Genomic DNA, 25,050 nt, shown 5'->3' with positions numbered 1-25,050 from the left:
ATGGGCGCAGCCAGCTAACACAGCAGCAAGCCCCAAGCACAATAAAAGATGTTTCATAAAACGGTTCCCTGTGTTTTAAAAAGACATAAAAAAACCGCCGGATGGCGGTCTATGAATGATGATTTTAACCCTTGCCAATACTGCCCCCGCCACCCTTACTTCCGCCACCACCAGGCGGTAACGGCGGCATGCCTTTAGACATTCGTGCCACATTTGCCAAAGTTCGACTGAAACCATTGGCACCGGCGCCACCCGTTAATGCAGAGGCAATCCCTGGAATGTTCCAGGTCACCACCACAAAGATAACGGTTGATAATATAAATGCAGGCATCGCCGTCGCAATAATGGAGAAAAGCGCAACCCCGTTTTGCCCAAAAACACCGTTTAAGCTGCTCTCGATATGATTGATGTAAAAATCATTTACTAAAGATGCCAAAATGGTGAAGAACATAATGGTGATTGAATAGTTCATGACCTGGCCAATCCAATTCATGCCCCATTGCCGAGTAGCGGGAAAGAGCATCGCACCAATAAAGATCGGCCCGATGACAATGACCATCGCCAACGACAATTTTGCCACCAAATAAAACGCCGTAATAATGGCAAACAAAATACCAAAGCAAATGGTCATGACTGTAATTGAAATAGAAATAGCTAGCTTATCTGCCATACGCCTAAGGGGTAGTGCCTCACTTTGTTTGGAGATTTCAACAATCGTTTTCATAAAGTTAGTAAAAATATCATCCAATGCACTGGCACTAAAATTAGTCGTACTGAGCAAACCACTCATGGCCTCAGGTAGCCCCCAGGCAAAATTAGCGATACGGGCATATTGGCCAGCATTAAACGCACAGGCGATCACAATTAGCCAACCGGCCGCATTTTTAGACAAGTCTACAATGCTGGTATCTACGCCCTTGTTATAGTAATTAAAAGCGACTAACAAGATGTAAATCCCAAAACCAATCTGAAAAATAGGGGCTACGCCTGCAATGATATTGCTGGACTGATGGAATAAATTTGACCCCATTCCGTTCAGCAATAAGTCGGTGACGTCCTTAAAAAAATGCTTTTCCATAATTCTGTCCTTTGAGTATCACTACTCTTCAAATTTCATTTCTTTCAATACGTATGAATCCTGGTACTCATAACCAAATTTGGCTTTAAAGTCTGTTTCGCATTGATTGAAATTTTTATCTAAAGTGTGACTGGCAATACAGCTGGCCATATAGCGATATTCTTCATCTTTAATTTCTTCAATTTCAGCCTTGGTTGGGCCACCACAAGCTGACAGCATAGCCAGAGTGATTGAAACAAGAACGAAGGGGGTATACATTTCTTTCATGATAAATACTCCGCAATGGGCACCCACGGTGCCCATTGATTTAAGGGTTAATGACAAGCACTGAAATTACGATCTTCTAGATGAGAGGCAATGCACTTAGCCCGTTCGTTATAGCGTTCATCTTCAATTTCCTGCTGAAGCTGATAGGTGCGGGCCATCATGTCCAGTTTGATCTGCTGTTGCTGAATCACCCCCCGCTCGATGGCAATGCGGTTTTGTAAGTCGGCAGCCGCCTTCATGTCTTGAGCCAGATCAATTTGACGCATCAACCCATCGATATTATCTAAGCGTTGTTTAGTATCTTTAAAAGTCTTTTGAGAGAGGTCAAAAACCTTTAATAGGTTGTCTTGACTGGCATTTGGGTTGTACTTATTGCTGGCCACGCTATTTTTCTGCGTTAAGGTTACGCCACTGTTGTAGATGCTGGCCCACTCATCCGGCACCTGATCCTTCACCGTATTTTTAAGGATATTGCCAAGGTTACGACTACCGGTCATGGCCTTAACTTGGCTTTTAAGCTGATTGATTTGGTTGATCTGGTTGTCAATCTGCTCCTTCATGTGAACAACTTGCTGCATCGCTTGAGCAACGCCGGCCCCATCAAAAACAGGGATGCCTGCGGCCTGAACAGGCCCATAAAAAAAGCTGCCCGATAGTACGAGGGCAGCCACGATTTTTAATACCTTACTTTTTTGCTTCATGTCTTACTCCTTGCAAGGATAAAAAAACCACTTCTTGTGAAGTGGCACTAACGATACTGACGAAACTTGTTAAATAGAATTAATAATATGCAAATATCCATTACAATATTTAGTAACATGACATAGAACGTATTAACTAAGACATCCATAAACCCACCTAAAAATTAGATATAAATGAATATTCTGACAATCATGACCAGCATAGCTGGCGTAATCACACTATTTGTATTACTACTAAAAGAATTTAAAAGAGCCACTCCTCCAATCTCATATCATCTTCACAACGACAACCAATCAATAACTCTTTTCATAGAATTCGGTCGACTAGATTCACGCCCATATAAAATAACTAAGCTTGCTTGTAGAGGCTCTCAAGCACCTAAAATTATTGGGTATAAGATTGATGGCATAGATACCCTTGTTCAAAATAAAAAGATTAAATTAAATTTGACAATCAACCCTAAATTTAGCAATAGCATAGGCGTTCCAATATTCAAACTACGGTTAGAAAAAACCAAAGCTCCTTTTGTTATTTACATAAAATATAAAAACATTGCTTGGCCTAGATCCCCTATCCTTGAAATCCCAATCAACCCAGCCAACGAAAATATGTATTAATTTACAACCTAGATATAATTACAAAAATGATAATGACTAAAATTACATGTATTATTTGAAGAGCACTATTTATCTGAATAAAATCAAAATATAAAGTCATATTAATTTACTCTTTATAACGTGCCACCAAATAAAATCTGGTGGCACAAAAAAACCATTCGTTTTACTGAATAGGCTTAACACTGACTGCTCGACTATTCCGGATGGCCTGTTGAAACGGCTGATACCACTGTTCCGGTGTATCTCCATATTCAGCCATGACCTTATGCAGCAGCTCGATGTTCTCTGAAGAGCCTGACAGCACCGCAATCTCATCACTGAATCCGTACAGGTCTAGCTTCGCAAAAGCAGATTGCCGGCTTTGCTTCACTAAGAAGGTACGGCTTTCTAAGGTCAGCTTGGCCAGCTCCTCATACTCTTTCAGCGTCAAACCACAACGCTGATAACTGCCTTCAAACTCAGCATCAGGATTGGGTAAGAAGATTTTAGTCGGCGTCTGCTGAATGATGGCGGGGAAGATCGGGCAGTTGATGGCGTCCTCCGGTGATTGAGAAACAAGAATAAGCCAACCACCGCGCTTACGATCCGTCTTCAAGATTTTAAGGATCAAATCCTGAGTCACCTGGTAACGTGCGGCATACCAGAACTCCTCAACAATCGAAGCCAAGATGCCGCCCTTCTTAGCCACCTCATCCATCATGATGTCACGAAGGTGGAACATGTACGCCAGCACCGGCTCAGTGGGCGCATAGTTGTCCTTCAGCACATCGGTTAAATCAAACCCAACGCGGAAGAAGGCTTTAGGATCGAAGGCGTTTTCATCGTTATCCAAGCACCAGGCATAACGACCGCCAGCAGATCGGCACCAACGGTTTAAGCGTACCCGCAAGGCGTCATCATCAGCAGAGATGGGGATGCTTTCGAGTAGCCGGCTAAAGTTACGATTACCAAAATCCAAACTTAACGTGGCATCAACCGCCTGTTCAATTTGTTTTTCTTCTTCAGCCGTCAGCTTACCTTCACTGTTCTTGCCGCAAATGCCCACCAAGGTATACAGGAAGTCACGATTAGTCGGCGTATCTTCTAACTGGAACGGATTCAAACCAGAAGGCTTACCGGCTTCTAATGAGAAGTAGCTGCCACCAATGGCCCTAATAAAAATCTCCATCCCTCGATCCAGGTCTAGGGCGAAGATGTAAGGGTCAAAGCGTTCATTAAAGGCCAGCAGTGCCGTTTGCAACGTGGTCTTGCCCGTACCGGTGGCACCCAAAATCAACGTGTGGCCAGCAATCTTATCGCCCACGTTGTCTTCTTTAGGGTTGCTGAAATGGAAGTTAAAGTCGTACACCGTTTTAGATACGGTTTGCAGCGGCATCACTGCACTACCATCGCCAATTGGGTTTCCATACTTCTTACCATGAGAGTAATTGTGAATGCCAAACGTCGTGGCCAGATTGGCCGTGGTTTTAGGGAAAGAGCGCGGCTTCTCTTTACTGCCTGGCAATTGGCTAAAGAATGTGGCCGGTGCTGATAGACCACCTTTAGTAAAGCGAAAACCGCCCGCATTCAAGAAGGCCGCATAGGCACGAGAGCCATTATAGGAAGCCTCTTTGGCTGTTTTACCATACACCACCAGGGCAGCGTGATAATCACCAAACATCAGCTCACCGGCTGTCAGCTGGCCTAGACCATACGCCAACTCATTCTGCTGTTCCGCGGCTTGGTCACCGACTGACTTCAGGTTGTTGAGCTGCTTCTTAATGTCTTCTTGCATCGTATGTGAATTCACATAGACTAAGCTTTGCGTCAGGGTGAACTCACAGGGTAAAGACAAAACACCGGTCAGAATTTTAGGCTTACTTAACCCAAAGTCTTTGAGGTCGTACATCACCGCATACTTTTGGGCTCCACTGGGCGTCCGAATCTCGCAGACTTCAGAGCCAAAGTGTAAGTCAGCGCTAGGGATGACCTGGTAAGCATCGAGCGTTGATAAAGGAATTTGCTCTTTCTCGCCGTTGATCAGGCCACCAAAGAATTCGTACACCTCAGAAAACAAGGTGCCTTCATCGTTCTGGTAGGCCGTCAGCAAGTAAGGCTCGTAGGGCTGTAAAGAACGCATCATGATGTTGATTTGCTCTTCGGCTTCCTTAATGCCATCATCCAGGTCATCACTTTTAATCAGCACCGTGATGTAGAACACATTCTCAAAATAATCTTCCTCCTGAAAACGTGCCAGGTACTTATTGGCAAACTGCTGACAAAACTCGGTGGTGAATGAATAGCGTCGATCAAAATTAATCTTCTTACGCTGCAATGTTGTCCAGACCGCTAGGTTATTACCCAGCGACTTACCCATACCGGCAAATAGATTGCTAAGGTTCACGTACTGGTTGAAAAGATGCTTGTCGTCCGATCCATCAAAAGGAATGCCTTCTAATCGAATGGTGAAGCCGACGTGCCCCGTTTTAAAATTCACAATATTACTTGTGACGTGTTGGCAGATTTTCGGCAGAAAGTCTGATTGAGCTGGCTGACCCTTCAGGGCCTTGCTCAAAAAATCGCTGATAATCACTTCGCTGTCTCCCATACTTGGTCGCCAAGACCGTATTAGTACCGTTAAACAATTTCCCATTCGCCTTACGCAAGAACCATTTCAGCTCTAAAGACACAATGCGAAAAGCACTGTCGTCCGTTGCTGAAATCGTTCGTAAGAACAAAATAAAGGGGATGGGGAGTAAGAGGATGAACAATGCCCTTCCCTCCAGGAAGGGCATGGCCAACAACGTACCCAGAACACCGACAAACCCACAGACCGCTAAAGCTAAGATCGGCACACCAAAAAACATGGCCGAACGGCCTAAAGCGTTATAGGTGGGTTGCTCAGTATTGATGTCTTCCTTCTCTTTCATGTTGGCCACCTTTCTTAGAACGACATGCCACCACCTTTAGTGAATAGCCAGGTTGCTAAGGCAATACCAGCACCGGCACCCACAATCCAACCACAGGTTTCAAAGATTTCGCCCCAGCTCTTACGCCCCATCCAGCCTTGGGCAAACTGCCAGACGAGACCAATCGTTGCAGCCACACCGACAATCGCATAAATACCAGTACGAATATTGGTCATCATGGAAGTGGCTTCACCCTCAAAGCCTGCGGCCATCGCAGCTTGAGAAACCAACAAACCCAATGCCATGATCAAAAACTGACCAGATAGAGCAGACTTAGATAGTGTTTTTTGAACGTTCATACATATTTCCTTAAATAAAAGACATAAAAAAACCGGCTCAAAGGCCGGAAATAGACACAAAAAAACCGACATTAGTCGGCAGTAAAAAACTTAAACTAAAAACTTAATTAAAACTGGGCAAACACATCCCAACTGTTCGCCGCCTTTTTAGGTGGCTCACTGGCAGGCTGTTGATCCACAATCATGGCTTGAGCTGGCTGAGCCGTCACTGTTTGACTTGGTTGTGGTTTAGGAGCTGCTTTCTTTTTCGGTGCCTGATAGGCCACTGGTTTAATCATCGTTTGACTAGAATTCACCGCAGGCACTTTAACGGAAGCTGTCGGACTATTAAGGGCGGCACTGTTTAATACTTTCTGAACATAAGAAGGTTGGCCTTTAAAGTCTTGGGTAAAGCCGAAGCGAAAGTTACCGCTGTAGTAGCAGCTAAAGGCCTTTTGTAAGGCTGACTGGGTAGCCTTACCGCCTTCTGCCCGACTAAAGCACTCGGCCAAAATCTTGGCCCCTGCATTAAGATTCTTACAGGGATCAAAAACCGTTTCATAAGTAAGACCGTAATGCTTCAAGTTGTGCCGGTTAATCTGAGCCAGCCCCATGCTGAAGTTACGCTTTTGAGCATGCAACATATTGGCTGCGGCGACCGCTTCAGCGTGAGTACGAGGCTGGCGCTTCAATGCACCGGCGACAACCCCAATAGCGTAGGGATTAAACTTGCTTTCGACCCGAACAATGGCCTGCATAGTTTCAGGATGAACACCTTTAGCACACTGACTGGCCAGCGCATTGAAGTTAACCGTTGTAGCCGCTGGCCTAGTTTGTTGCTGAACAGCATGAGAGAAACCGCCTGTGGCGGCTTGTAAGGTCATGGGCACAAGGCATAGCCCAAGTATTGTTAAACGTTTATTAAACATATTCGATTACCCATAAAAAACCAACGCATTAACGTTGGCCAAATAAATACCTAAAAATAAACACCTGAAATTAGCGTGATAAATAAGCTAACAAGCACAAAAGTGAGGTACCAAAAACAGGCCACCAAATCAAACCTGGCACATAGCGTTTAATACTCAAAAAAAAGATGCTTGATGTCACAAAGTAAATTGCCATTTGAGTGCTCCCTTTTATAATAACTACTGAGTCCAAAGTGTGACCGTTCATAGCTAAATTGAGTTGATAGTAATGGTATGTGCAAGCATCACTATTATTTATAATCAAGTACTTAAAAAATCACATCCACACTTGTAATCAGAAGGTCCCGAGTTCGACTCTTGGTACCGGCACCAAATTTAAATAGCCCAGACAATGTCTGGGCTATTTTTATGTCTAGCCCCTTTTTCGGGCGCGCCCAATTTTTGTCCATCTTCTGGACTCAATATATTAGTGATCTGATCAGCGTGTTGATGTAAATGCTTATGAGCACTTTGGTTTTGAGGCTATTTCAGAGGTACAAGAGCAAGCTGGTCTACGCTATATAATGATGAAAAAAACAGGTAGATTGGATTGCATCCTAATGTTTTGAAGTATGGATGCTTGTGTCAATTACGCGATAACTCCAGGTTTAGCTGCGATTATTTGAATGAGGGAATGTAATGACCCAGAGAATCGCTGCGCATGACTAAACCGTATGAACAGAATCTAGACAAAGTGCATGCTGCCTATGGTTTGGCTTGTCTAAGTGCAGCTTCTATTACAACGTGGTTATGAAGCAACCTGAATCAAGAAAATCCTATAAGTTTGGTCTTATACTACTTACCGTATCGCTACCTTTTATTTTTGATTTAATCCCCCCGAAAACATCTATCACTTACACAAAGAATTACAAATAGCCTACAATTCAAAAACCAATAAATTTAAACGAGGCATCGATGAAAAAAATTTTAATCTTCATCATCATATCGTGTGGCGCCGCCAATTTACAGGCGAAAGGCCCAACAAAAGTAATCTTATTAAATCACAATGAGACCCAAGCAATTTATACAGCACTAAACGATTTTCATAGCACGAACAAAATAGATGACCTTAACCTTTTTTCAGTAACCGTCCATAGCGCCGACAATAACATTCGAATTCAGATATCAGAAGAACTAGAAAGTAATGATAGTGTTTTTAAAAAAGGCGGAGGGGCACCCGTTTTTGTCTATGAGCTGTCCAAACATGGTAACAAAATCATCAATACAAAAAAATTGCTTCAACGCTAATCATCATTGTGATCACAGTGATTAATTCGCTAAAATGCATTACAAAATCAATATCAATAAACTTACCCAGCTTATCTGCCAGGTTAAAGGCATTCCTATGCCAGATCCAAATATCACACACGTCATAGATCGTAGTGGCTTTAAGTTACCTAGTTGTGCAGAAACAGCTGGGTCATTACACGCCATACAATGGCTAAATTAAGAAATACTTTTATACTCAAGAAAATATAATTGAAAGTAATAAAAAAGCCAGGCTCTATACCAAGAATGGTATAGAGCCTGGCTTTTCGGATTTAGTCGCCTTCCTATAGAATTCCTTTTTCATAACAAGATCAAAAAATTCTATCTTAGAATACATTTTTTTTAGGGGAGATTACCCTCATGATTGTAAATATATAACCACACCGTACACTATCGACTATTGAATCCATATTTGTTTAGCGATATAACAGAAATACAAAACTTTGCCATGACATGGTTATGGTTTTATAATCATGCACGACCACACACGGCCAACGGCGGTAAACCGCCACTGATGGTCAATTAATTCGACTGCATACTCCTATTAAAAATGGGAGGATTACCGCCATTTTGGCTTAGAAAATAAAGTGTGCTTTAAAATATAGGAACAAAGAACAATATGATCACTAAAAATTTAGGATATAAGTGTTTAGTTTTTGGCCTTGCATTTTCTTTTGTAAATTGTGCTTATGCGCAAAGTAGCCTAGATAAATTGAAACAAAAAAATGCAAAAGCAAGCGAACGAAATGAGTTAATCGAAGAAAGTCAAAACAACACTGCTTCTAACCCTAATGCTTGGGAGCCGATTCCGAGTATGGGTACTCAGAATCGCCCAGGCTACGTCAGTGTTTATACGGAAGCCCGTAATAAAAAATTAACTGAAGAACTTAAAGGGACGCATATTGATACTTATGTTGAGAAGTATTCTGCTCCTTGGGGAACGTATAAGAAGGAAGACGGCGGTAAAATCTTGACTTGGAAAGAATCGGTTCTCACCTATTATAGTATTTGGGGAAATGATCGCAGATATGAAGTTTGCGAAACAAAAGTTATTACAAACGCCAAAGGACTGATTCAAAAGCTAGAGCAGAACTCTGAGTGCAATGCTTATTATGCAGGACGGGTATGGGATGAAGCTTATAAGAAACATCAAGAAAACAAGAAACGACAAAACAGCTCGTGGTTTTAATTAACTTAATTAATCGATTCTAAATATAGTTGAGCGTCAGCATTGAATATGCATTTGACCAATAGATAATAAAGGAGTTTTTATGCTTAGTAAAAAAAGAAATTTATTTATCAAACCATTATCAATTCTAATGGGAGCGCTGTTAATGACGGGTTCTGGAGCGGTTCATTCCCTTCCTTTCCTATTTAATGATGATAAAGATGCCGCTTTATATAAAGATGTGCCAAGTGTTGCTTTATCCCAGGTTTACAATGAGCTGAAGAAAAATGAGGCCACGGCTAAAAAAAAATGGAGCGGTCAAGTAATCGCCATTACAGGTACAGTCGTTAAAGTTGAGGATTTAAAAGAAATAAGAGGTTACCGTTCATTAACGGCTGAAGAAGTAGGTTCTGATTGCACGGCAATGGTAGCCACAAAGGAAAGTACAATCAAAAAACAAATGAAGCAATTCCCTAAAGGGTCAAAAGTGCGCATTTATGGCATTATTAATGATATGTACTTGAGTAAAAGCTTATTTGCGCCAAGCTGTATCTATAATTTAGAAGTTGGCCGTATTGAGGCTGCTCAATAATAATGCAGTTGTGAACATTTTAAGATGATTCAAAAATGGGTGTAGCTGTTCATTTTGACTTATTGCTGATAAAAATTTGAATGAGTTGAATACTATTCTTTGTGCTGAATTTCATGCAGCAATTTCAAATCATCTTGATACAATCCAAGCGTCTTAATTTTTATTAGCGTAAAAGGGGGAGAGGTTATGCTCCCCTTTTCTGATGTCTTTTTGAAAACAAGGTAATAGACAGAAAATGTCATGAACCAGAGAATAACTGCACATGAAATTGTGTATTAATTTATTCAGAAATCATTAATAGCAACAAACCAGAAGTTCAACGCTGGACCGCCAAACGCCAAACTGAACTCGTCAAAAAATCATCACAGGTAAAACCAATAACTGAGGCTGCATAGATCAACCAGTGGCTGGCTGCAAGAGTAAAGCAAATTATTAAGGCATTGTCTTATGTTGGCTATTACACTGCTGCCCTCTTACTTGGGTGAAAATAAAAATACGCCTATCAATATAGCCTGCCCCACGAGCGATTACGCCCACATACGCCGCCGCAAAACGGCAGGATTTAACGGCTCATTAGAACGGTCAAAGAGCAATGCTTATGGTTACATAACTTTGAATCACTCAGTGCCGTTAGGCTAGCTCTGGGTCGCTGGTTGCAACTCTATAATCATGAGCGGCCGCATCAAGCTTTAAAGATGAAAATCCCTCCTAAAGTGTATGCCTTAGCTGCTTAAGTTGCGCAAAAATCGCTGAGTCATTACATTTTAACCAAGGATCATGACCAAAAATAACAAAAATTTATCAATAACACTGCCACTCTTATTACTCTAGCCAACTGGCCTATAAACATAGGCTTTACTCATAAACACTTGCTAATTCCAAGAGCAAAAAATCTTGTCATGGCCGCACTTCAAGGCATAACCTTTACAAAGTTTAGATGCCGAAGCCGAAGCTCAGGGTCAAAGAACCGTCAATGTCGGTGTCTTCAGTTACTGGACCATTCATGGTTGCGGTACTGCCCAACACAGGGGATACAACGATGTCACCTGAGAATAGCTTACCGCTTTGTAATTGTTTACCATCAGACCAACCTGTCCGTGCATCACTTGCAAGGTTGGCAGTTGCTGCACCACCAATCGCACCAATAGAAGTAACAAACACTTTACTAGATACTCCATCTACTTGACCATTAGTGATGGCCGCAGAAAAGTAGCCTATTTTCCCCTCACCATTCACATGGCCCAAACCAAAGTATGTGAAACCAGCTTTGCTTGAACTATCAGCCCGATTGTCAATTGGTGTAAACACCAAATAAGTATCGGCATCACACTGAACCAACCAATTTTGCGATATGGTAGCTAATTGGGTTTCCGCAGCTGGTTTAACCAAAGTAGCAGATTGCTTGCCTATATCATATACACCGTCTGCGGCAGGGGTGATCGTACAGGTAGGCACTTTCAAAGAACCAGAAACGATCAGTTCACTATTAGGGGCTCCTGCCGCGTAAGCATTAACGGATAACGATCCTATAAACAATATTGCAAGCGCCAATAAAGATTTTTTCATTGTGTTTCCTATCATTAAGCGCAAAGATGTATGCATTTTCATTTTGGGCCCTCTGTTTTGTTGCGATCATTCATATAATCCTGAATCCTATCTAAAAATATGTTATACAGAAGGTATGCTAATCAGCCTGTTACAATATAGCAAATACAAAACTTTACATTTAAAAATCAATTGTCATTTTTTATTTTAAACTCAAATTTCATTTTTATAACCCATAGAAAATTAAAACTCATAGTGCCAATCAGCACAAACGGCACTATATGATCATCTACTGTCTTAGTGAGTTTTTAGCCTCTCGTTTTTCTAGCCCCACCTTCGAATGATCGCCCTTTCATAATTAATGACGAACGATTTTCGTGCTAACAAAACATTACTTTAATTAACATATTTTAATATTATGAGTGTGCTTATTAAGCCACCTACTTGCTTTCATCAGCAAACTTGCAAGGGCTGGTTCAACGCCCCTTGATCTTAAAATAAGATTCCAAAACCATAAAAAACCAAAAAAATCTCCTTAAATCACTTAAGGAGATTTTTGGGGACGAGCGTCAAAATAATGTGTTCGTCCCTTGACCTCTCCCCCGATCCGCCCCAAAATATCCTCATTGAGTTAAATCACTCAATCAGCTTTGGAAGGCTGAATAAACTGAGCAGGCCAAATCATCGGCCTGAGCAAAACACCACGCTGCACCCTCTTCGGTGGCTGCCCGTATTGTGTGTCGACGCTATTCAGCTTTATATCGCTCAGTCATCCTCGCTACGGTTCGCCATCGCCACTAACGTTGTTTGACGCTTGATGCGTTCAACCAAACCGAAAGGTCACACCATGGCAACCTCACAGCAATCCACCCTCCGTAGCCATTACAACCCTCTTGCTACCCTCCTCGCCAACCCCGAAGCCCTAGCCGCGCCCAAAGCGCTCAGCGATGCCGATCTTGGCCTCATGCTCTCTCACGTTCAGGCCAGCCACTACAACTTTGGCCGGATATTAACCGTTATGGCCGGGCTGGTTCAGGCCAATACTGTGGCCGAGCCCTCGTTGCGTGTGCCGGTAGACGAAATCAACGATGCGGCGGCCGAGCTATTGTATCTCGCCGGCGGCGTGATGATGGAGTTAGGCGACATGGGCCAGGTTTTGGCCGATGAAGAATATATGCGCATGCTGCGCCGGCATGAGCCTCAGCCAGATCCAGCTGGTTCTGCCGACCAAAATCAGGCGGCGTAAGCGCCAAAAAAGCTGCCTCCTAAATGGGGCAGCTTTTTAATGGGCGGTAGCCGATCAGATCATAGCTGAGGGCGCTAAATTAGGCCACTCACGCCCTGCACCACGTTCCAGCACAGCAGCAGAGCCAAGACGCACAGGACTAAGCCACATACTCGATTTAAACCCGTGGCGTTTAGCCACTGCTGGCGCCGAAACAGAGCCGCATAGCCAAGCATAACCAGCCAGTCCACCACGGTCCAGGTGGCCAAGAGGATTAACAGCGCGCTTAGCCAGCCTTGGCCGTTGTCGGGCAAGAAAATACTTAAAAACGACGCAAAAAAGATGATGTCTTTGGGGTTGCTGATGCCCACCAGCAAGCCTTTTATCCAGGCCTCTTTGGCTGTGTCTTCGGCGCGACCACGGCGCATCAGCGTGTGCGAGCGCAGCATAGAAAAGCCTAGATATAAGAGATATAAAGTGCCCAATAGCTGTAGGATCAGCAAGACGCCTTCGTGCTGTATCAGGCTCAGCCCTACGGCGGCCAACACCAGCAACACCATAGAGGCAAGATTGCCGCCTAAGATGGCGGCGAGGTAGACGCTGTGCGGCTGCTTGCTGTATTGAATGACCAGCGTCGCCGATGGGCCAGGGCTAACGATTAAGAGGCTGATCGCCAATACAAATTGGCTCCATAATAAAAAACTCATGCCTGCTGCTTTCTGATTAAAAGAGGCGCGCATGATTAGGCGCGCCTCGCGTTGATGCGATGGGTGTAGATGGGCTATGGCACTGATGAATACGCCCATTTGCGAGCATTTTAGGCAACTTGTTGCCCGATGGGAAATGTCCTATACTCACCCTCAGTATGAATTTTACTCATACCCTGACCCATAACTTAAAGTGTGCACTATAGCTTATGAACAGCCTGCCCTCTCTGTACGCTCTTAAAGCCTTTGTGACGGCAGCGCAAACGCTGTCTTTTTCTGCGGCGGCCATCCAGCTGTTCCTCACCCAAAGCGCCGTCAGCCACCACGTTAAAAACCTAGAACATCATTTCGGGCAAAAGCTGTTTCTGCGTCGCGGCAGCCGCTTAACCCTTACCCCTTTTGGCGCTACGCTCTATCAAGACTTAGCGCCGCTGTATGCAGGCATTGCCGCTGCCTGCCTCAAGCACGCGCCTACGGCGCAGTCGTTTAAGCTCAAGGCCGCCAACACCATCGCCCTACACTGGCTAATCGAACCGCTCAACCGTTTTAATCAGCAGCCAGACACGCCTCAGATCGTGCTGCATAGCCCGTTCATGCAGCACGACCACGTTAATTTTCAGCAAGAGCCTTTTGATGCCGCTCTGCTGTGCTTGACCGAGCTATCGGCCGACTGGCACGCCGTGCATTTATTTGATGAGCGGCTGACGCCGATTTGCACCCCTGCTTTTTGGGACGGACTAGCCAACACCCAGACCCTAGCCGAACACGCCCTGCTGCACGCCAGCAGCGACCATGCCGATTGGCTGCTGTGGCAGCGCACCCATCCCCAGATATTCCGCATCGACCAGCCACGCACGGGCAAAGTCTTTGAGACTTTAGGCCTCGCCATGTCGGCCGCCGCCCAAGGCTTGGGCATGGCCTTGGCCGATCTGGCCTTCATTCAACCCTTATTGGCCAGCGGCCAAATCATTGCGCCGGTGGCGGCCAGCATGCCGACCGGCAGCGCCTATTATTTAGTCTGGCCCAAAAGCCATCCACAGCAGGCTTTATGGCAAGCGTTTGCGAAGGCATTACAGCAGGCTGCGCCTAAGGCTTATCAATAGGCGTTCGGCTGCGCCTTAGATAGGCGCCCGATAGAGCATGAATCAGCATCAATCTGATTGCTGGGCCATGGCCATTTGGGTATGCTGATGGGCTTCACCTCAATTGACTTGAACACGACATGAATCCCTACACCTTAGCTTTAAGCCTAGCCCTGCTCACGCCATCACTTTCGTACGCAACAACGAAAGACCAGCGCTATATGAAGGATGTACGCGCGCCCGTGTCCTACCATCAAGAAACGCAGACTTATACATTAAGCTGTGACTTATCCGGCTTTGATGGAAACCTTATGTCTTATGATGCCAGTCATTATTGTTTAGAATATAAAAAGTACCAAGCAGATATGATTACAGAAGAATATGTAGAGGCCGTCAAAAAAATTATCAAGACCGTCCAGATTTATTGAATCTGTTTAATGAAGAGCTGAGTGCTTGGTATGACTATGAAGAAAGAGTCGCAATCAATACGCAGAAATTTTATGCAGATGCCAGCGGCCCAGGCCAAATAACCGCACTAAGAAGCAGCTCACTGGCCTTAAAAAAAGTCCTGATCCACAATATATGGTTGTTTTGGCTGGCACCACAACTCATGCCCGAACCCATCATTCAAGAAGCGCCTCATCAAGCGTCAACCACCTCATTAGGCCGTAGGCCAAAGGTTTCGGTAAACACTTTGGCAAAATGTCTGGCATCTCGATAGCCGACATAATAAGCGGTTTCTTTTAGGCTTCGCCCCTGATGCAAGAGCATGTCCATGGCCTGCTGCATGCGCAGGTCGCGAACGTATTGGCCGATGGTGAGGCCGGTGGTTTCTTTAAACTGTTTTTTCAAATAACACTCATTCAAACCCACGGCTCTGGCTAAAATGTTGATGGTTAAGTCGGATTGATAGTGCTGCCGTATCCAATCAATCGCGTCATCAACTTTATTGCGCCCAGCCTGCACGCTCTGCTCTGGCAGTCGACACAAGGTGGCGCACAGGGTCAGCGCCATGCCTTCTAGAGCCAAACGATCGGCCAAGGTATCGGCGCGTTGATGGAGCAGCTGAGCGGCACTCGCCATTAAAACTTTATGCTGGCCTAGATGATGCAGCTCGCTCAAGCCTTCTTGTTGCTGATCGGTCAGCAGCCAACTCGGCACGTCAAAATCTTCATGCCAGCGGGCGATCAGGTCGGGCGAAAAGTCTAATTTGACCACTTTCGTCTTGCCCGTGCCGTGGCCAAACACATCGCTTACGCTGCCCAAATCTCCTTGGCGACGCCACACCTGCGCCTGAGCGATGTCTATGGGCTGCGCTAAGCCGGTGCTGTGTAAGGTATAGCCGGCCTCCAACACAATGTGTAAGCCCACGTGGCAGGTAAACGGGGTGGGGTCTTCACTGTGCGCACCTTGATGTTCAAAACAGCCACGGCCGATCGTTAAGCCGTTGTCTAAGCCATATTGATCGGCATAGCCTTGCCAGCCTTTTTTGATGGGCACGAGGCGGCGATAGCGGTGGGTATTTTTTTCCAGGCGCCAGGCCTGACTTTGAGGCGCGTTTAGAGGATCCGGTGTGTTCAGCATGACGATTAATCGATAATGATTCCCATTAAGTTTATATTATCTATTATAGAGACAACGGCTTATGTTTTACAACTCATTCAATCACCTTTACACACCTCCATAAAACAGCAGGCGCTTTTCGTTCCTGATGCCGCCTGGCTGGCTCACCCATAAAACCCTCAACCTCCTTCAGTATAGTCGATCCATTCCGGCCAACCTTTGCCTAGGCGAGAATTTCCGCCTGCCCCTCCATTTTCCCAAAAACAGCATGAACGATAATGATAATCTATCGCAACTAAATACAACACAGCATCATTTCACATGAGGGATTCATCATGCCGACAATCAAACGGCCACCATTAATGAAACACTCCGCCATGGCTTGTGCCCTAGCCTTAATCGCCATGCCGTCTGCCCATGCGCAAGCATCAGCCGATGAGGCGGAGCTAGAAGCCGTCGTGGTCAGCGGCCAACGCAGCCAGCCCACGGGCCCAATTAATGGCTACGTGGGCTATCAAAGCAGTACGGCCAGCAAAACAGGGGCGTCCATTTTGGCCACGCCTCAATCGGTCAACCTTATTGGCGCTAAAGAGTTAACCGATCGCAATGCACAGTCCATCAGCCAAGCCATTGGCTATACCCCAGGCGTGTTCGTCAGCACTTCTCCTGTCTCTACCCGCCATGATTTTTTTAGCATTCGCGGCTTTAACGGCACCAATAGCGGCACGGCGCTGGACGGCTTACGCTCGACGACGGCCCAATCATACGATCGCTTACAACCCTATGGTATGGAACGCATAGAGGTATTAAGTGGACCGAGCGGTGCCCTATATGGGTCTGGCTCACCCGGCGGCCTAGTCAATATGATCAGTAAGCGCCCGACTCAGGTTGCCCAGCATGAAATCGGCTTTCAATACGGCAGCCATCGACGCCTCCAAACCCAGGTTGACCTGTCCGGCCCGCTGAATGAAGACAAAACCATGCTGTATCGGCTTGTCGGCGTCGCCCGTAATGCCGATGCTCAAGTCCCGCACGTGCCAGACGACACGCGCTACATTGCGCCTTCGCTGACTTGGCAACCCGATGACCGCACCGCTTTGACGCTGCTCGCCTCTGCCAGCCGCGATCGTTTTGGCCCGCCACGGCCCTTTTTACCGATCCAGGGGAGTTTATTGCCCAACCCCAATGGCGACATTCCGCGCCACCAATACCTAGACGGCAAAGGCTTGGACAATCACCTTGACCAAAGCAATATTGGCTACCAGCTTGACCATGAGCTCAATGAACGCTGGGGCATCCATTCTTCCGCTCGCTTCTCTCACAAAGATTTGCTGACCCAAACCTTCTCCGGCATGGGTTTGGAAGATGACATGCGTACCGTTAGTCGCGCCGCTTATGAGTTTCGCATCAAAAGCAACGTGTTTTCTATGGACAATCATGTTAAAGGCAAATGGGCGACAGACAGCCTAAAAGGCACGGCTGTCATGGGCTTGGCCTATCGCCATACCGATGAGGACTATTATTTAAATTATGGTCAGGCCAGCAGCATTGATCTGTATCACCCCGATCATGGTGGCGATTTTTCAGCGCCGGTGGCGTTTGCCAAAACGCGCCAAAAAGCCCATGAAATCGGTGTGTATACGGCCCATACGGTGACGCTAAACAATCAATGGGTTTTAGATGTGTCTGCCCGCCAAGACTGGGTGTCTACCGATACCGACAACCTCATGAAACACAGCGACACGCGCCAACGCGACAGGGCGTTTACCTACCGTACTGGCTTAACCTATCAGACTGAATTTGGCCTGGCGCCCTATCTGGGCTACACCACGTCGTTTAGTCCGGTTTTGGGCACCAATTTCTATGGTGATGCTTATCAGCCTACCAAGGGTAAGCAATGGGAGGCCGGCCTTAAATATGCACCGGTCGACATGGATGCGCTCTTCACCATCGCGGCCTATCACCTACGCCAAAGCAATGTCTTAACCAGCGACCCAGACAACCGCCTCAATTCGCTGCAAACGGGTGAAGTGACGTCTCAAGGCTTAGAGCTGTCGGCCAAAGCCAATTTAACGCCAGCATTCAATGTATTGGCCAGCTACGCTTATAACGATTTAGAGAACACTCAAACCAATAACGCCGCGGATTTAGGCCATCGCCCTACGGGCAAACCGAAGCACACCGCCACCCTCTGGGGTGACTACACGGTTCAGCAAGGGCCTTGGGTCGGCTTTGGCCTAGGCGCTGGCGTACGCTATGTGGGCACTACTTATGCCGATGCGCAAAACACCTTAAAAGTACCCCACTACACCTTGGTCGACGCGGCGCTGCACTATGATTTTAGCCATTTAAGCCAAAAACTTAAGGGGTTAAACCTTGCGCTCAACATCAATAATCTATTTAACAAACACCATTACACCACTTGCTCAAGCACATCTTGTGATGAAGGCTATGACCGTTCGGTTATGGCCACGCTTAACTACCGTTGGTAAGGAGAATTCAGATGCCCTTCACGCCTACTTTTAAACGCTTTAGCCAAGCCACGCTGATGATCATGCTGTGGACAGGCTTGGCCGCCTGCCAGCCGCAAACGGCGACCGAGACCACCCAAAACCATGCGCCAACAGCAGCCAGCCAGCCTCAAGAGGCAGCCGTCACGGTGACCGACATGCTTGATCGCACCGTCACCCTAGCCGCCCCGGCCAAACACATTGTGCTGTCGGAAGGCCGCCACATCATGACCTTAGGCCTACTCGACCAAAACCCCCTATCTTTAGTCGCGGCATGGGGCAATGATTTAAAGCGCTACTCACCCGCCGCTTTTGACGCCCTCGTGGCGAAGTTTCCAGAGGCCAGCAAAATGCCTGAAGTCGGCGGTACTTCCGACGGCACTTTTTCGATGGAAGCCACCATTGCCGCTAAGCCCGATCTGGTGATTTTCACTTTATATGGGCCTCCGCCAGAAGGTCTAGATAAGCTAGACAGTGCCGGTATTCCTTATGTGTTCGTGGATTTTTTCCGTGAACCAATTAAGAACACCGTGCCCAGCATGCGTATGCTGGGACAGCTACTGAATCGCGAAGCCGAAGCCGAAGCGTTTATTGCCTACTACGAACAGCACGTAAACAGCATGACCGAGCGGGTTCAATCCAGCAACCACACCCCAACGGTTTTCTTTCACTTAAATCCCGATGGGCAAGACTGCTGCTTCTCCAACGGCAAGGGCAATATGAGCGATTTTATTGCGGCAGCGGGTGGCCACAATATTGGCCTAGATAAAATTCCAGGCGCTTTTGGCAAATTGAATTTGGAATACATTCTTGACCGTAACCCTGATTTTTATTTAGCCGGCGGCGGCTCAAGCGTGACCTTAAATGGCCTACACATTGGCCCCAATGTGGCGCCAGCAGAAGCCAAGCAAACGCTAGACAACATCTTGCAAGGCGCGGGCATTCGTGAGTTAAAAGCCGTCCAAAAAGGACAGGCCAGCGGCATTTGGTTATTTTTCTTCGACACGCCTTTATGGTTTGTGGGCAGTGAAGCTTTGGCACAGATGCTGCATCCCGACTTATTTCCTGCCAATCAGGCTGACGCCACCATGACGGAATTAAACCAAAACTTTATGGCCTTCCCCTTACAAGGCACTTTCTGGATGAACGCAACTAAAAATGAACGATAACGCCACTGCCTACACCGCGCAACATCAGGCCATTCTGACCCAACACGCACAGTCTTTGCGTCGGCGTCGGGGCCTGTTGGCCCTGCTGATGGTCTTACTCGTGTTGGCCGTTGGCCTAGATTTGATGACGGGGCCTGCCGGCCTTTCGTGGCAAGAGATCTTAACCGGGCTACGGGGCCAAGGCGATGCGCGGCTGAACGTCATCATGTGGCAGGTGCGGGTACCCACCGCTATTTTAGCCGTTTTAGTGGGCGCGGCTTTAAGCCTTGCCGGGGCTGAAATGCAAACCATTTTAGGCAATCCGCTGGCCAGCCCCTTCACCTTAGGCGTGTCCTCTGCGGCGGCTTTTGGCGCTGCCTTGGCCATTATTTTAGGCGTGACGCTGCCCTTTGTGCCGCTGAGTATGGCGGTGCCGATCAATGCCTTCATTATGGCCTTTGGCGCGGTGATGTTGATCCAGCTCTTTGCCGCCAGCCAGCGCGGGCCAGCGGCACTGGTCTTATTTGGCATTGCCTTGGTGTTTGGCTTTAATGCTTTGGTGGCTATTGTTCAGTTTCTGGCCCCAGCCGACTCCTTACAGCAGCTGGTTTTTTGGACCATGGGCAGCCTGAACCGAGCCAATGTTAGCGCCATTACGGCGCTGTTCCTGACCTTAGCGATCGTGGTGCCTTTTGCGTTTCGCGCGGCCAATGCCTTAACGCTGTTATCGCTAGGCCAAGAACGGGCACAAAGCCTAGGCATTCATATAGAACGCCTACGCTTTGGCTGCCTACTGCGGGCCAGCCTATTGGCGGCCGTCGCGGTTTCGTTTACCGGCACCATTGGCTTCATTGGCCTGGTGGGGCCGCACATCGCCAAAATGCTGCTGGGCGAAGACCATCATTATTTCTTACCTGGCGCCTTATTGTCGGGTGCCTTATTGATGTCTCTGGCCAGCATTGCGTCCAAAACCCTTTTGCCCGGCATTTTGCTGCCCATCGGCATTGTGGCCTCATTGATTGGCCTGCCCTGTTTCATTATTTTGCTCCTGCTCAGAAAGGTTGATTGATGATGGACTGCCTCAGCATCCACAATGTTTGGGTGGCCTATGGCGCCACCGAGATCCTATGCGGCGTCGACACGGCCCCCATTCGGTCTGGCCAAATCACGGCTTTGGCAGGCCCTAACGGTACGGGTAAGTCTACGCTGCTGCACGCCATAGCCGGCCTGCACGCCGCCCGCGGCGAAGTGCTGTATCAGGGCCAAAATTTATTGGCTTTAAACCGACAGACACGCACCGCCTTCATGAGCTTCATGCCGCAAACGGTGGCCTCAACTCATGGCTTGAATGCGCTAGAAAGCGTCACGATTTCCCTGAAGGTTTTTAACCCAACCTTGGCGGCTAAAGCCTGCCAACAAAGGGCTTTAGACAGTCTCGAGCAAGTGGGCATGCTGCCCTTCGCGCTCCAGCCATTGGCCTGCTTATCCGGCGGCCAGCGACAGCTGATTAATCTGGCTCAATCACTGGTGCGCCAGCCCAAAATTCTGTTGCTGGACGAACCAACCAGCGCTTTAGACCTGCATCATCAAATTGAAGTGATGTCGGTGTTAAAACGCGTGGCCCATTCAGGCTGTATCGTTCTGGTTGTCTTACATGATTTGTCATTGGCGGCTAACTGGGCCGACCAATTGATCTTTTTAAACCAAGGCCAGGTGGTGGCCCAAGGCCAACCAGCCGACATTCTGACGCCGGAACTACTGCGCCAAGTCTATCAAGTACAGGCCAGTACCGGCCTAACCGAACGAGGCAAAACCTATATTGTCGTGAATGATTTGGCCTGACCTTAACGCCATCCTTGCCCCTATTTACCACCACTGCCGAACACAATAACCCTATGATCAACGCCACTTTACGCCGCCTCATGGCGCCCTATCGCACTCGCCTGATTTGGGCCATCGGCCTACAAGCCGTGGCCGGCGCTTGCTCTTTACTTCCTTGGGTTCTGCTGGCGCAACTGGCAGAACCTCACGCCAGCGCCTCGCCGCCCATGCTTTGGGCTACCTTATTCAGCCTAATGGCCTGGCTGACTTGCCAGGCCCTTGCCCTGCATCTAACCCATCTGATCGATATTGACCTTAGTGCCAGCCTACGCCAACGTTTGGTCGACCATCTGCAGGCACTGCCTTTGGTCTGGTTTCACCAGCACAGCCAAGATGAAGTGGCGCGCTTGGTAGAGCACGACGTGACCGCCTTACACCAGCTGGTCGCCCACGCGCCCGCCAACCTCACCAACCTCATCGTGGTACCGCTGCTGGTAGCTCTGTATTTAGCTTGGCTCAATATATGGCTTTTTTTATTGGGGCTCATCCCCCTGTTGCTGGCCCTCGTGTGCTATCGACTCATCCGCGGCGCACCTTATCGAGACATCATGGCCCAACGCGATCAAGCCCTCGCCACCTTGTCCAGCCAGTATGGTGCCTTCGCCCAAAACCTATTGCTGGTGCGCCAATATCCTAATGCCGGCATCCAACAACAGCTTAGCCAAAGTGCCCAGGCCTTTGAGCAGGCTTTTATCGGCTGGGTCAAAAAAGTCGGCCGCCCCGCAGCCATCGCCGAAACCCTCTTGTCTAGCCCTTGGCTGGTGGCCTGGCTGTTACTGGCCGTTTGGCTCATTCAGAGCAGCAGCGCCCACACTCTGCCGGCCGCGGTTTTTTGTGCCTTCGTCCTTTTATTGCGCGCCATGGCAGCCCCCATTCACACCATGGGCCACAGTGGCGATGCCTTAGCCCACGCTCAGGCGGCGGCCGATCGCATCGAGGCGCTCCTCGCACAACCTGCCTTAGCCGAAGGGCAATCGCCCCGGCGCCCTATAGACGCCTCTATTCAAGTACGCCACCTCAGCTTTGACCACCGCTCAAACCAAATCTTGGCCGACGTTAACTTTAGTCTCGCACCCGGTCGCTTTACCGCCCTAGTTGGGCCTTCAGGCTGCGGCAAAACCACCTTACTTCATCTGCTGGCGCGTTTTATGGACCCAAGCTGCGGCCAGATCACTCTGGGGGGCGTGGCCTTAGCCGATCTGCCCACCTCTGTGCGCCACCAAACCATCGCCATTGCGCTACAGCAGGCAGCGGCCTTAGACCTATCCATGGCCGACAATATTGCCCTACTAGCCCCCAACACCACGCTGGCCGACATTAAACACGCGGCGCAAGATGCCCGTCTAGACGCCACGATTAGCGCATGGCCCAATGGCTATCAAAGTATTGCCAACCAAGACGTCATCCTATCGGGCGGTGAGCGCCAACGCTTGGCTTTGGCCCGTCTATTTTTAAGTACAGCGCCTATTGTGCTGCTAGATGAGCCCACCAGCGCACTAGACGCTCAAACCGCACACTGGCTACACCACAAGATGCGGCAAAGATTCCAAGACAAAACCGTCCTGATCAGCAGCCACAGACTGCAAGAGGTTTGCCATGCCGACCATATTTTAGTCTTAGACCAAGGACGCCTCATTGAACAAGGCCGCCATCAAGACTTACTGGCGCACAAAGGCCTGTACTTTAAATTATGGCAAGAACAACAAGAACCCTCCGAGGATGCTGTATGAAAGCGCTGCTCACCCGACTCCAAGCATTACCCTCAGACTGCCGACCGCTGCTGCGCCGCATGATGCTGTGGGCCACGTTTGCCGCCATCATGGATGGTTTATGCAGCCTATTATTGCTGCCGCTCATCATGGCTTGGATGGCTCAGGATACAGCGGCCCTACTTTATTGGGCCCAAGCCTTGGTATTGCTTACCCTCATCCAAGCCTTGGTTTTTTATTGGGCCTTGGTAAACGGATTCGCCTGCGGCGGTGGCCTCGCAGGTGGCCTGATCCGCCAACTGATCCAACACCTACCCAAAGTGTCCCCACACCAGCTCCATCAACGGGCCAGGCCTGAACATTTACTGCGCCATCAAGTGATGTACAGCATGGGCGTGCCCGCTCATTTAATTGGGCCCGTTATCCGTGCGCTGGTCACGCCGGCGACCGTTATTGTCGGCCTAGCGCTGGTTGATGCACGCTTAGCCGCCTTGCTCGGCTTCGCCGCCCTTGGGTTGGTTTGGCTGCTCCAAAAAATTAATCACCGCAGCCATAGGCTGGAAAGCTTAAGGCACCAAGCCGAGCAGCAGGTCGCCACGCAGATCAGCCATTTTTCGGCCCAGCAGGCACTCCTACGCAGCAGCGGCCGCAACAATCAGGCCTCGGAACGGCTGAATCACGCCTTAAGCCAGCTACATCAACAAACCAAACGGCTACTGATTCAAGGGTTACCGGATAGTTTAGGCGTTGGGCTATACGTTCAGGGTATTTGGGTGGCCTTACTGTGGCTGGGCATCTGGGCCACGCGGCAGCACCTCATCAGCCTAGGCTTACTCGTGGCCACTGGGGTGTTATTGGTTCGCTTTATTGAGCCGCTTAGCCAGCTGAGCCACCTAGGACAAGCGCTACGTCAATCGAAACAGGCTATTTCAACCCTCAGCGCCGTCTTCACCTTGCCGCCCTTGCCTAGCCCCGATCACAGCGCACTGCCGCCCACTCACGACCTCACCGTCACCCAGCTCAACCACCAGACGGAACAAGGCACACCGCTGTTGCAAGACATCCATTTTAAGGTCAAAAGTGGCGCACTCGTCGCGATCGTGGGCGCCTCGGGTTCAGGAAAAAGCACGCTGCTGTCTCTTTTAGGTCGACTGATGGACCCCACTACCGGCACCATTGACTACGGTGGCACAAACATCCAGTTATTGAGTGAGTCCAGCCTCAGCCAAAGCCGGCATTTTGTGTTTCAACAAAATGGTGTGTTTCCAGACACCGTCGAATGGAACCTACGCATGGCGGCCCCCGAAGCCCCTACGGCGCATTTATTAGCCGCCTTAGCCGCCGCCGCTTGGCCCCTATCGGCACCGCAATTACAGACTCCGGTCGGCTCTGCTGGGTCTGCCTTATCCGGCGGTGAGCGACAGCGATTGTGCCTAGCCCGAGCATTCTTGAGCTCGGCCCCTATTTTGCTGTTAGATGAGCCAACCGCCAGTTTGGACGCCCTCAGCAGCCGTCACGTCCAGCGGACTTTGGTTCAGCTCAAGCAACGGCGCACCACCCTTGTCGTCACCCATGATGCCGCTTTGGCCGAGCTGGCGGACTGGGTGCTCATCATGGATCAAGGCACCATCATTGCTCAGGGCACACCGCAAGACTTGGCCCTCAAGCCCGAATGGCAAACCCTGTTTTGCACCCACTAAGAAACAGCGGAACGGATGGCTTTAGGGGGCCTGCACCGATGGCCCCTCAAGCTCAGGCCAACTTGGCGCGCTGCATCAAAGTCTTTTCCATAA

Annotated in this window: 26 protein-coding genes; 16 read left to right on the top strand and 10 right to left on the bottom strand. The window is 48.3% G+C overall.

The window, feature by feature from the left end; all coding sequences use genetic code 11:
• Positions 1-124: 124 nt before the first annotated feature.
• Genes AB8Q18_04455 through AB8Q18_04445 form a run of 3 tightly spaced genes read right to left on the bottom strand, consistent with a single transcriptional unit; the run spans position 125 to position 2,046 of the window.
• Complete coding sequence (locus tag AB8Q18_04455; GenBank protein XDZ52306.1) at positions 125-1,078, bottom strand: type IV secretion system protein; 954 nt, start codon at positions 1,076-1,078, stop codon at positions 125-127.
• Positions 1,079-1,099: 21 nt separating this feature from the next.
• Positions 1,100-1,345 (bottom strand): hypothetical protein, encoded by a 246-nt coding sequence (locus AB8Q18_04450; GenBank protein XDZ52305.1) that lies wholly within the window; start codon positions 1,343-1,345, stop codon positions 1,100-1,102.
• 47 nt (positions 1,346-1,392) lie between these two features.
• Positions 1,393-2,046 carry a type IV secretion system protein gene (locus AB8Q18_04445; GenBank protein ID XDZ52304.1) on the bottom strand — a complete coding sequence of 218 codons (654 nt, stop codon included), beginning with the start codon at positions 2,044-2,046 and terminating at the stop codon, positions 1,393-1,395.
• Between the two features lie 174 nt (positions 2,047-2,220).
• Between AB8Q18_04445 and AB8Q18_04440 the strand changes: the two genes are divergently transcribed.
• The gene (locus AB8Q18_04440; GenBank protein ID XDZ52303.1) at positions 2,221-2,664 is read left to right on the top strand and encodes a hypothetical protein; all 444 of its coding nucleotides are present in this window, start codon (positions 2,221-2,223) and stop codon (positions 2,662-2,664) included.
• A 163-nt stretch (positions 2,665-2,827) separates the two neighbouring features.
• Here AB8Q18_04440 and AB8Q18_04435 read toward each other — a convergent pair whose 3' ends face one another.
• The 4 genes from AB8Q18_04435 to AB8Q18_04420 form a co-directional block, all read right to left on the bottom strand.
• Complete coding sequence (locus tag AB8Q18_04435) at positions 2,828-5,140, bottom strand: conjugal transfer protein (GenBank protein ID XDZ52302.1); 2,313 nt, start codon at positions 5,138-5,140, stop codon at positions 2,828-2,830.
• A 4-nt stretch (positions 5,141-5,144) separates the two neighbouring features.
• On the bottom strand, positions 5,145-5,573 hold the full coding sequence (locus tag AB8Q18_04430; protein ID XDZ52301.1) for a VirB3 family type IV secretion system protein: 429 nt from the start codon (positions 5,571-5,573) through the stop codon (positions 5,145-5,147).
• Positions 5,574-5,587: 14 nt separating this feature from the next.
• Positions 5,588-5,911 carry a TrbC/VirB2 family protein gene (locus AB8Q18_04425; GenBank protein ID XDZ52300.1) on the bottom strand — a complete coding sequence of 108 codons (324 nt, stop codon included), beginning with the start codon at positions 5,909-5,911 and terminating at the stop codon, positions 5,588-5,590.
• A gap of 107 nt (positions 5,912-6,018) precedes the next feature.
• Positions 6,019-6,774 carry a lytic transglycosylase domain-containing protein gene (locus AB8Q18_04420; protein XDZ52299.1) on the bottom strand — a complete coding sequence of 252 codons (756 nt, stop codon included), beginning with the start codon at positions 6,772-6,774 and terminating at the stop codon, positions 6,019-6,021.
• Positions 6,775-7,343: 569 nt separating this feature from the next.
• Here AB8Q18_04420 and AB8Q18_04415 point away from each other — a divergent pair.
• The 6 genes from AB8Q18_04415 to AB8Q18_04390 all read left to right on the top strand — a co-directional run bounded on the left by AB8Q18_04415 (position 7,344) and on the right by AB8Q18_04390 (position 10,621).
• Complete coding sequence (locus AB8Q18_04415) at positions 7,344-7,427, top strand: hypothetical protein (GenBank protein XDZ52900.1); 84 nt, start codon at positions 7,344-7,346, stop codon at positions 7,425-7,427.
• 346 nt (positions 7,428-7,773) lie between these two features.
• Complete coding sequence (locus tag AB8Q18_04410; protein ID XDZ52298.1) at positions 7,774-8,106, top strand: hypothetical protein; 333 nt, start codon at positions 7,774-7,776, stop codon at positions 8,104-8,106.
• Between the two features lie 421 nt (positions 8,107-8,527).
• Positions 8,528-8,653, top strand: a complete 126-nt coding sequence (locus AB8Q18_04405; protein XDZ52297.1) for an integrase core domain-containing protein — start codon at positions 8,528-8,530, stop codon at positions 8,651-8,653.
• Positions 8,654-8,746: 93 nt separating this feature from the next.
• Positions 8,747-9,316, top strand: a complete 570-nt coding sequence (locus tag AB8Q18_04400) for a hypothetical protein (protein ID XDZ52296.1) — start codon at positions 8,747-8,749, stop codon at positions 9,314-9,316.
• Positions 9,317-9,398: 82 nt separating this feature from the next.
• Positions 9,399-9,887, top strand: a complete 489-nt coding sequence (locus tag AB8Q18_04395; GenBank protein ID XDZ52295.1) for a hypothetical protein — start codon at positions 9,399-9,401, stop codon at positions 9,885-9,887.
• 572 nt (positions 9,888-10,459) lie between these two features.
• The gene (locus AB8Q18_04390; GenBank protein ID XDZ52899.1) at positions 10,460-10,621 is read left to right on the top strand and encodes an integrase core domain-containing protein; all 162 of its coding nucleotides are present in this window, start codon (positions 10,460-10,462) and stop codon (positions 10,619-10,621) included.
• 199 nt (positions 10,622-10,820) lie between these two features.
• Here AB8Q18_04390 and AB8Q18_04385 read toward each other — a convergent pair whose 3' ends face one another.
• Positions 10,821-11,453 carry a DUF1120 domain-containing protein gene (locus tag AB8Q18_04385; GenBank protein ID XDZ52294.1) on the bottom strand — a complete coding sequence of 211 codons (633 nt, stop codon included), beginning with the start codon at positions 11,451-11,453 and terminating at the stop codon, positions 10,821-10,823.
• An 826-nt stretch (positions 11,454-12,279) separates the two neighbouring features.
• Between AB8Q18_04385 and AB8Q18_04380 the strand changes: the two genes are divergently transcribed.
• Entirely contained in the window at positions 12,280-12,678 is a 399-nt protein-coding gene (locus AB8Q18_04380; GenBank protein ID XDZ52293.1) for a hypothetical protein, read from the top strand.
• Between the two features lie 74 nt (positions 12,679-12,752).
• On the opposite strand, the gene AB8Q18_04375 is transcribed toward AB8Q18_04380, so the two are convergent.
• A complete protein-coding gene (locus tag AB8Q18_04375; protein ID XDZ52292.1) occupies positions 12,753-13,364 on the bottom strand; it encodes a LysE family translocator in 612 nt (203 codons plus the stop codon).
• A 209-nt stretch (positions 13,365-13,573) separates the two neighbouring features.
• Between AB8Q18_04375 and AB8Q18_04370 the strand changes: the two genes are divergently transcribed.
• Together AB8Q18_04370 and AB8Q18_04365 are read left to right on the top strand one after the other, a co-directional pair.
• Positions 13,574-14,467 carry a LysR substrate-binding domain-containing protein gene (locus tag AB8Q18_04370; protein XDZ52291.1) on the top strand — a complete coding sequence of 298 codons (894 nt, stop codon included), beginning with the start codon at positions 13,574-13,576 and terminating at the stop codon, positions 14,465-14,467.
• Between the two features lie 119 nt (positions 14,468-14,586).
• Positions 14,587-14,874, top strand: a complete 288-nt coding sequence (locus tag AB8Q18_04365) for a hypothetical protein (protein XDZ52290.1) — start codon at positions 14,587-14,589, stop codon at positions 14,872-14,874.
• 214 nt (positions 14,875-15,088) lie between these two features.
• Here the strand turns inward: AB8Q18_04365 and AB8Q18_04360 are convergent, their stop codons facing one another.
• The gene (locus AB8Q18_04360; protein XDZ52289.1) at positions 15,089-16,030 is read right to left on the bottom strand and encodes a helix-turn-helix transcriptional regulator; all 942 of its coding nucleotides are present in this window, start codon (positions 16,028-16,030) and stop codon (positions 15,089-15,091) included.
• Positions 16,031-16,371: 341 nt separating this feature from the next.
• Between AB8Q18_04360 and AB8Q18_04355 the strand changes: the two genes are divergently transcribed.
• From AB8Q18_04355 to AB8Q18_04330, 6 genes are read left to right on the top strand one after another with little or no spacing between them, the layout of a single operon-like run.
• Positions 16,372-18,501: a TonB-dependent siderophore receptor gene (locus AB8Q18_04355; protein ID XDZ52288.1), complete on the top strand. Its 2,130-nt coding sequence runs from the start codon at positions 16,372-16,374 to the stop codon at positions 18,499-18,501.
• An 11-nt stretch (positions 18,502-18,512) separates the two neighbouring features.
• The gene (locus tag AB8Q18_04350; protein XDZ52287.1) at positions 18,513-19,688 is read left to right on the top strand and encodes an ABC transporter substrate-binding protein; all 1,176 of its coding nucleotides are present in this window, start codon (positions 18,513-18,515) and stop codon (positions 19,686-19,688) included.
• On the top strand, positions 19,678-20,736 hold the full coding sequence (locus tag AB8Q18_04345) for a FecCD family ABC transporter permease (protein XDZ52286.1): 1,059 nt from the start codon (positions 19,678-19,680) through the stop codon (positions 20,734-20,736). Before AB8Q18_04350 ends, AB8Q18_04345 begins: the two co-directional genes overlap by 11 nt.
• Positions 20,736-21,509 carry an ABC transporter ATP-binding protein gene (locus tag AB8Q18_04340; protein XDZ52285.1) on the top strand — a complete coding sequence of 258 codons (774 nt, stop codon included), beginning with the start codon at positions 20,736-20,738 and terminating at the stop codon, positions 21,507-21,509. Before AB8Q18_04345 ends, AB8Q18_04340 begins: the two co-directional genes overlap by 1 nt.
• A 14-nt stretch (positions 21,510-21,523) precedes the next feature.
• Complete coding sequence (locus AB8Q18_04335; protein ID XDZ52284.1) at positions 21,524-23,278, top strand: ABC transporter ATP-binding protein; 1,755 nt, start codon at positions 21,524-21,526, stop codon at positions 23,276-23,278.
• Complete coding sequence (locus AB8Q18_04330; protein ID XDZ52283.1) at positions 23,275-24,957, top strand: ATP-binding cassette domain-containing protein; 1,683 nt, start codon at positions 23,275-23,277, stop codon at positions 24,955-24,957. The genes AB8Q18_04335 and AB8Q18_04330 overlap by 4 nt, the downstream gene beginning before the upstream one ends.
• Positions 24,958-25,050 lie beyond the last annotated feature (93 nt).

This window comes from Neisseriaceae bacterium CLB008 (assembly GCA_041228285.1).
In the GTDB taxonomy this organism is placed as follows: domain Bacteria; phylum Pseudomonadota; class Gammaproteobacteria; order Burkholderiales; family Neisseriaceae; genus JAGNPU01.
The sequence above is the reverse complement of the archived record's forward strand: the minus strand, read 5'-3'. Positions and strand labels throughout refer to the sequence as shown.

Bases quoted from the DNA above. Each gene is read 5' to 3' on its own strand.
- AB8Q18_04455 (XDZ52306.1), bottom strand. From the start codon at position 1,078: ATGGAAAAGCATTTTTTTAAGGACGTCACCGACTTATTGCTGAACGGA.
- AB8Q18_04450 (XDZ52305.1), bottom strand. From the start codon at position 1,345: ATGAAAGAAATGTATACCCCCTTCGTTCTTGTTTCAATCACTCTGGCT.
- AB8Q18_04445 (XDZ52304.1), bottom strand. From the start codon at position 2,046: ATGAAGCAAAAAAGTAAGGTATTAAAAATCGTGGCTGCCCTCGTACTA.
- AB8Q18_04440 (XDZ52303.1), top strand. From the start codon at position 2,221: ATGAATATTCTGACAATCATGACCAGCATAGCTGGCGTAATCACACTA.
- AB8Q18_04430 (XDZ52301.1), bottom strand. From the start codon at position 5,573: ATGAAAGAGAAGGAAGACATCAATACTGAGCAACCCACCTATAACGCT.
- AB8Q18_04425 (XDZ52300.1), bottom strand. From the start codon at position 5,911: ATGAACGTTCAAAAAACACTATCTAAGTCTGCTCTATCTGGTCAGTTT.
- AB8Q18_04420 (XDZ52299.1), bottom strand. From the start codon at position 6,774: ATGACCTTACAAGCCGCCACAGGCGGTTTCTCTCATGCTGTTCAGCAA.
- AB8Q18_04410 (XDZ52298.1), top strand. From the start codon at position 7,774: ATGAAAAAAATTTTAATCTTCATCATCATATCGTGTGGCGCCGCCAAT.
- AB8Q18_04400 (XDZ52296.1), top strand. From the start codon at position 8,747: ATGATCACTAAAAATTTAGGATATAAGTGTTTAGTTTTTGGCCTTGCA.
- AB8Q18_04395 (XDZ52295.1), top strand. From the start codon at position 9,399: ATGCTTAGTAAAAAAAGAAATTTATTTATCAAACCATTATCAATTCTA.
- AB8Q18_04385 (XDZ52294.1), bottom strand. From the start codon at position 11,453: ATGAAAAAATCTTTATTGGCGCTTGCAATATTGTTTATAGGATCGTTA.
- AB8Q18_04380 (XDZ52293.1), top strand. From the start codon at position 12,280: ATGGCAACCTCACAGCAATCCACCCTCCGTAGCCATTACAACCCTCTT.
- AB8Q18_04375 (XDZ52292.1), bottom strand. From the start codon at position 13,364: ATGAGTTTTTTATTATGGAGCCAATTTGTATTGGCGATCAGCCTCTTA.
- AB8Q18_04370 (XDZ52291.1), top strand. From the start codon at position 13,574: ATGAACAGCCTGCCCTCTCTGTACGCTCTTAAAGCCTTTGTGACGGCA.
- AB8Q18_04365 (XDZ52290.1), top strand. From the start codon at position 14,587: ATGAATCCCTACACCTTAGCTTTAAGCCTAGCCCTGCTCACGCCATCA.
- AB8Q18_04360 (XDZ52289.1), bottom strand. From the start codon at position 16,030: ATGCTGAACACACCGGATCCTCTAAACGCGCCTCAAAGTCAGGCCTGG.
- AB8Q18_04355 (XDZ52288.1), top strand. From the start codon at position 16,372: ATGAAACACTCCGCCATGGCTTGTGCCCTAGCCTTAATCGCCATGCCG.
- AB8Q18_04350 (XDZ52287.1), top strand. From the start codon at position 18,513: ATGCCCTTCACGCCTACTTTTAAACGCTTTAGCCAAGCCACGCTGATG.
- AB8Q18_04345 (XDZ52286.1), top strand. From the start codon at position 19,678: ATGAACGATAACGCCACTGCCTACACCGCGCAACATCAGGCCATTCTG.
- AB8Q18_04340 (XDZ52285.1), top strand. From the start codon at position 20,736: ATGATGGACTGCCTCAGCATCCACAATGTTTGGGTGGCCTATGGCGCC.
- AB8Q18_04330 (XDZ52283.1), top strand. From the start codon at position 23,275: ATGAAAGCGCTGCTCACCCGACTCCAAGCATTACCCTCAGACTGCCGA.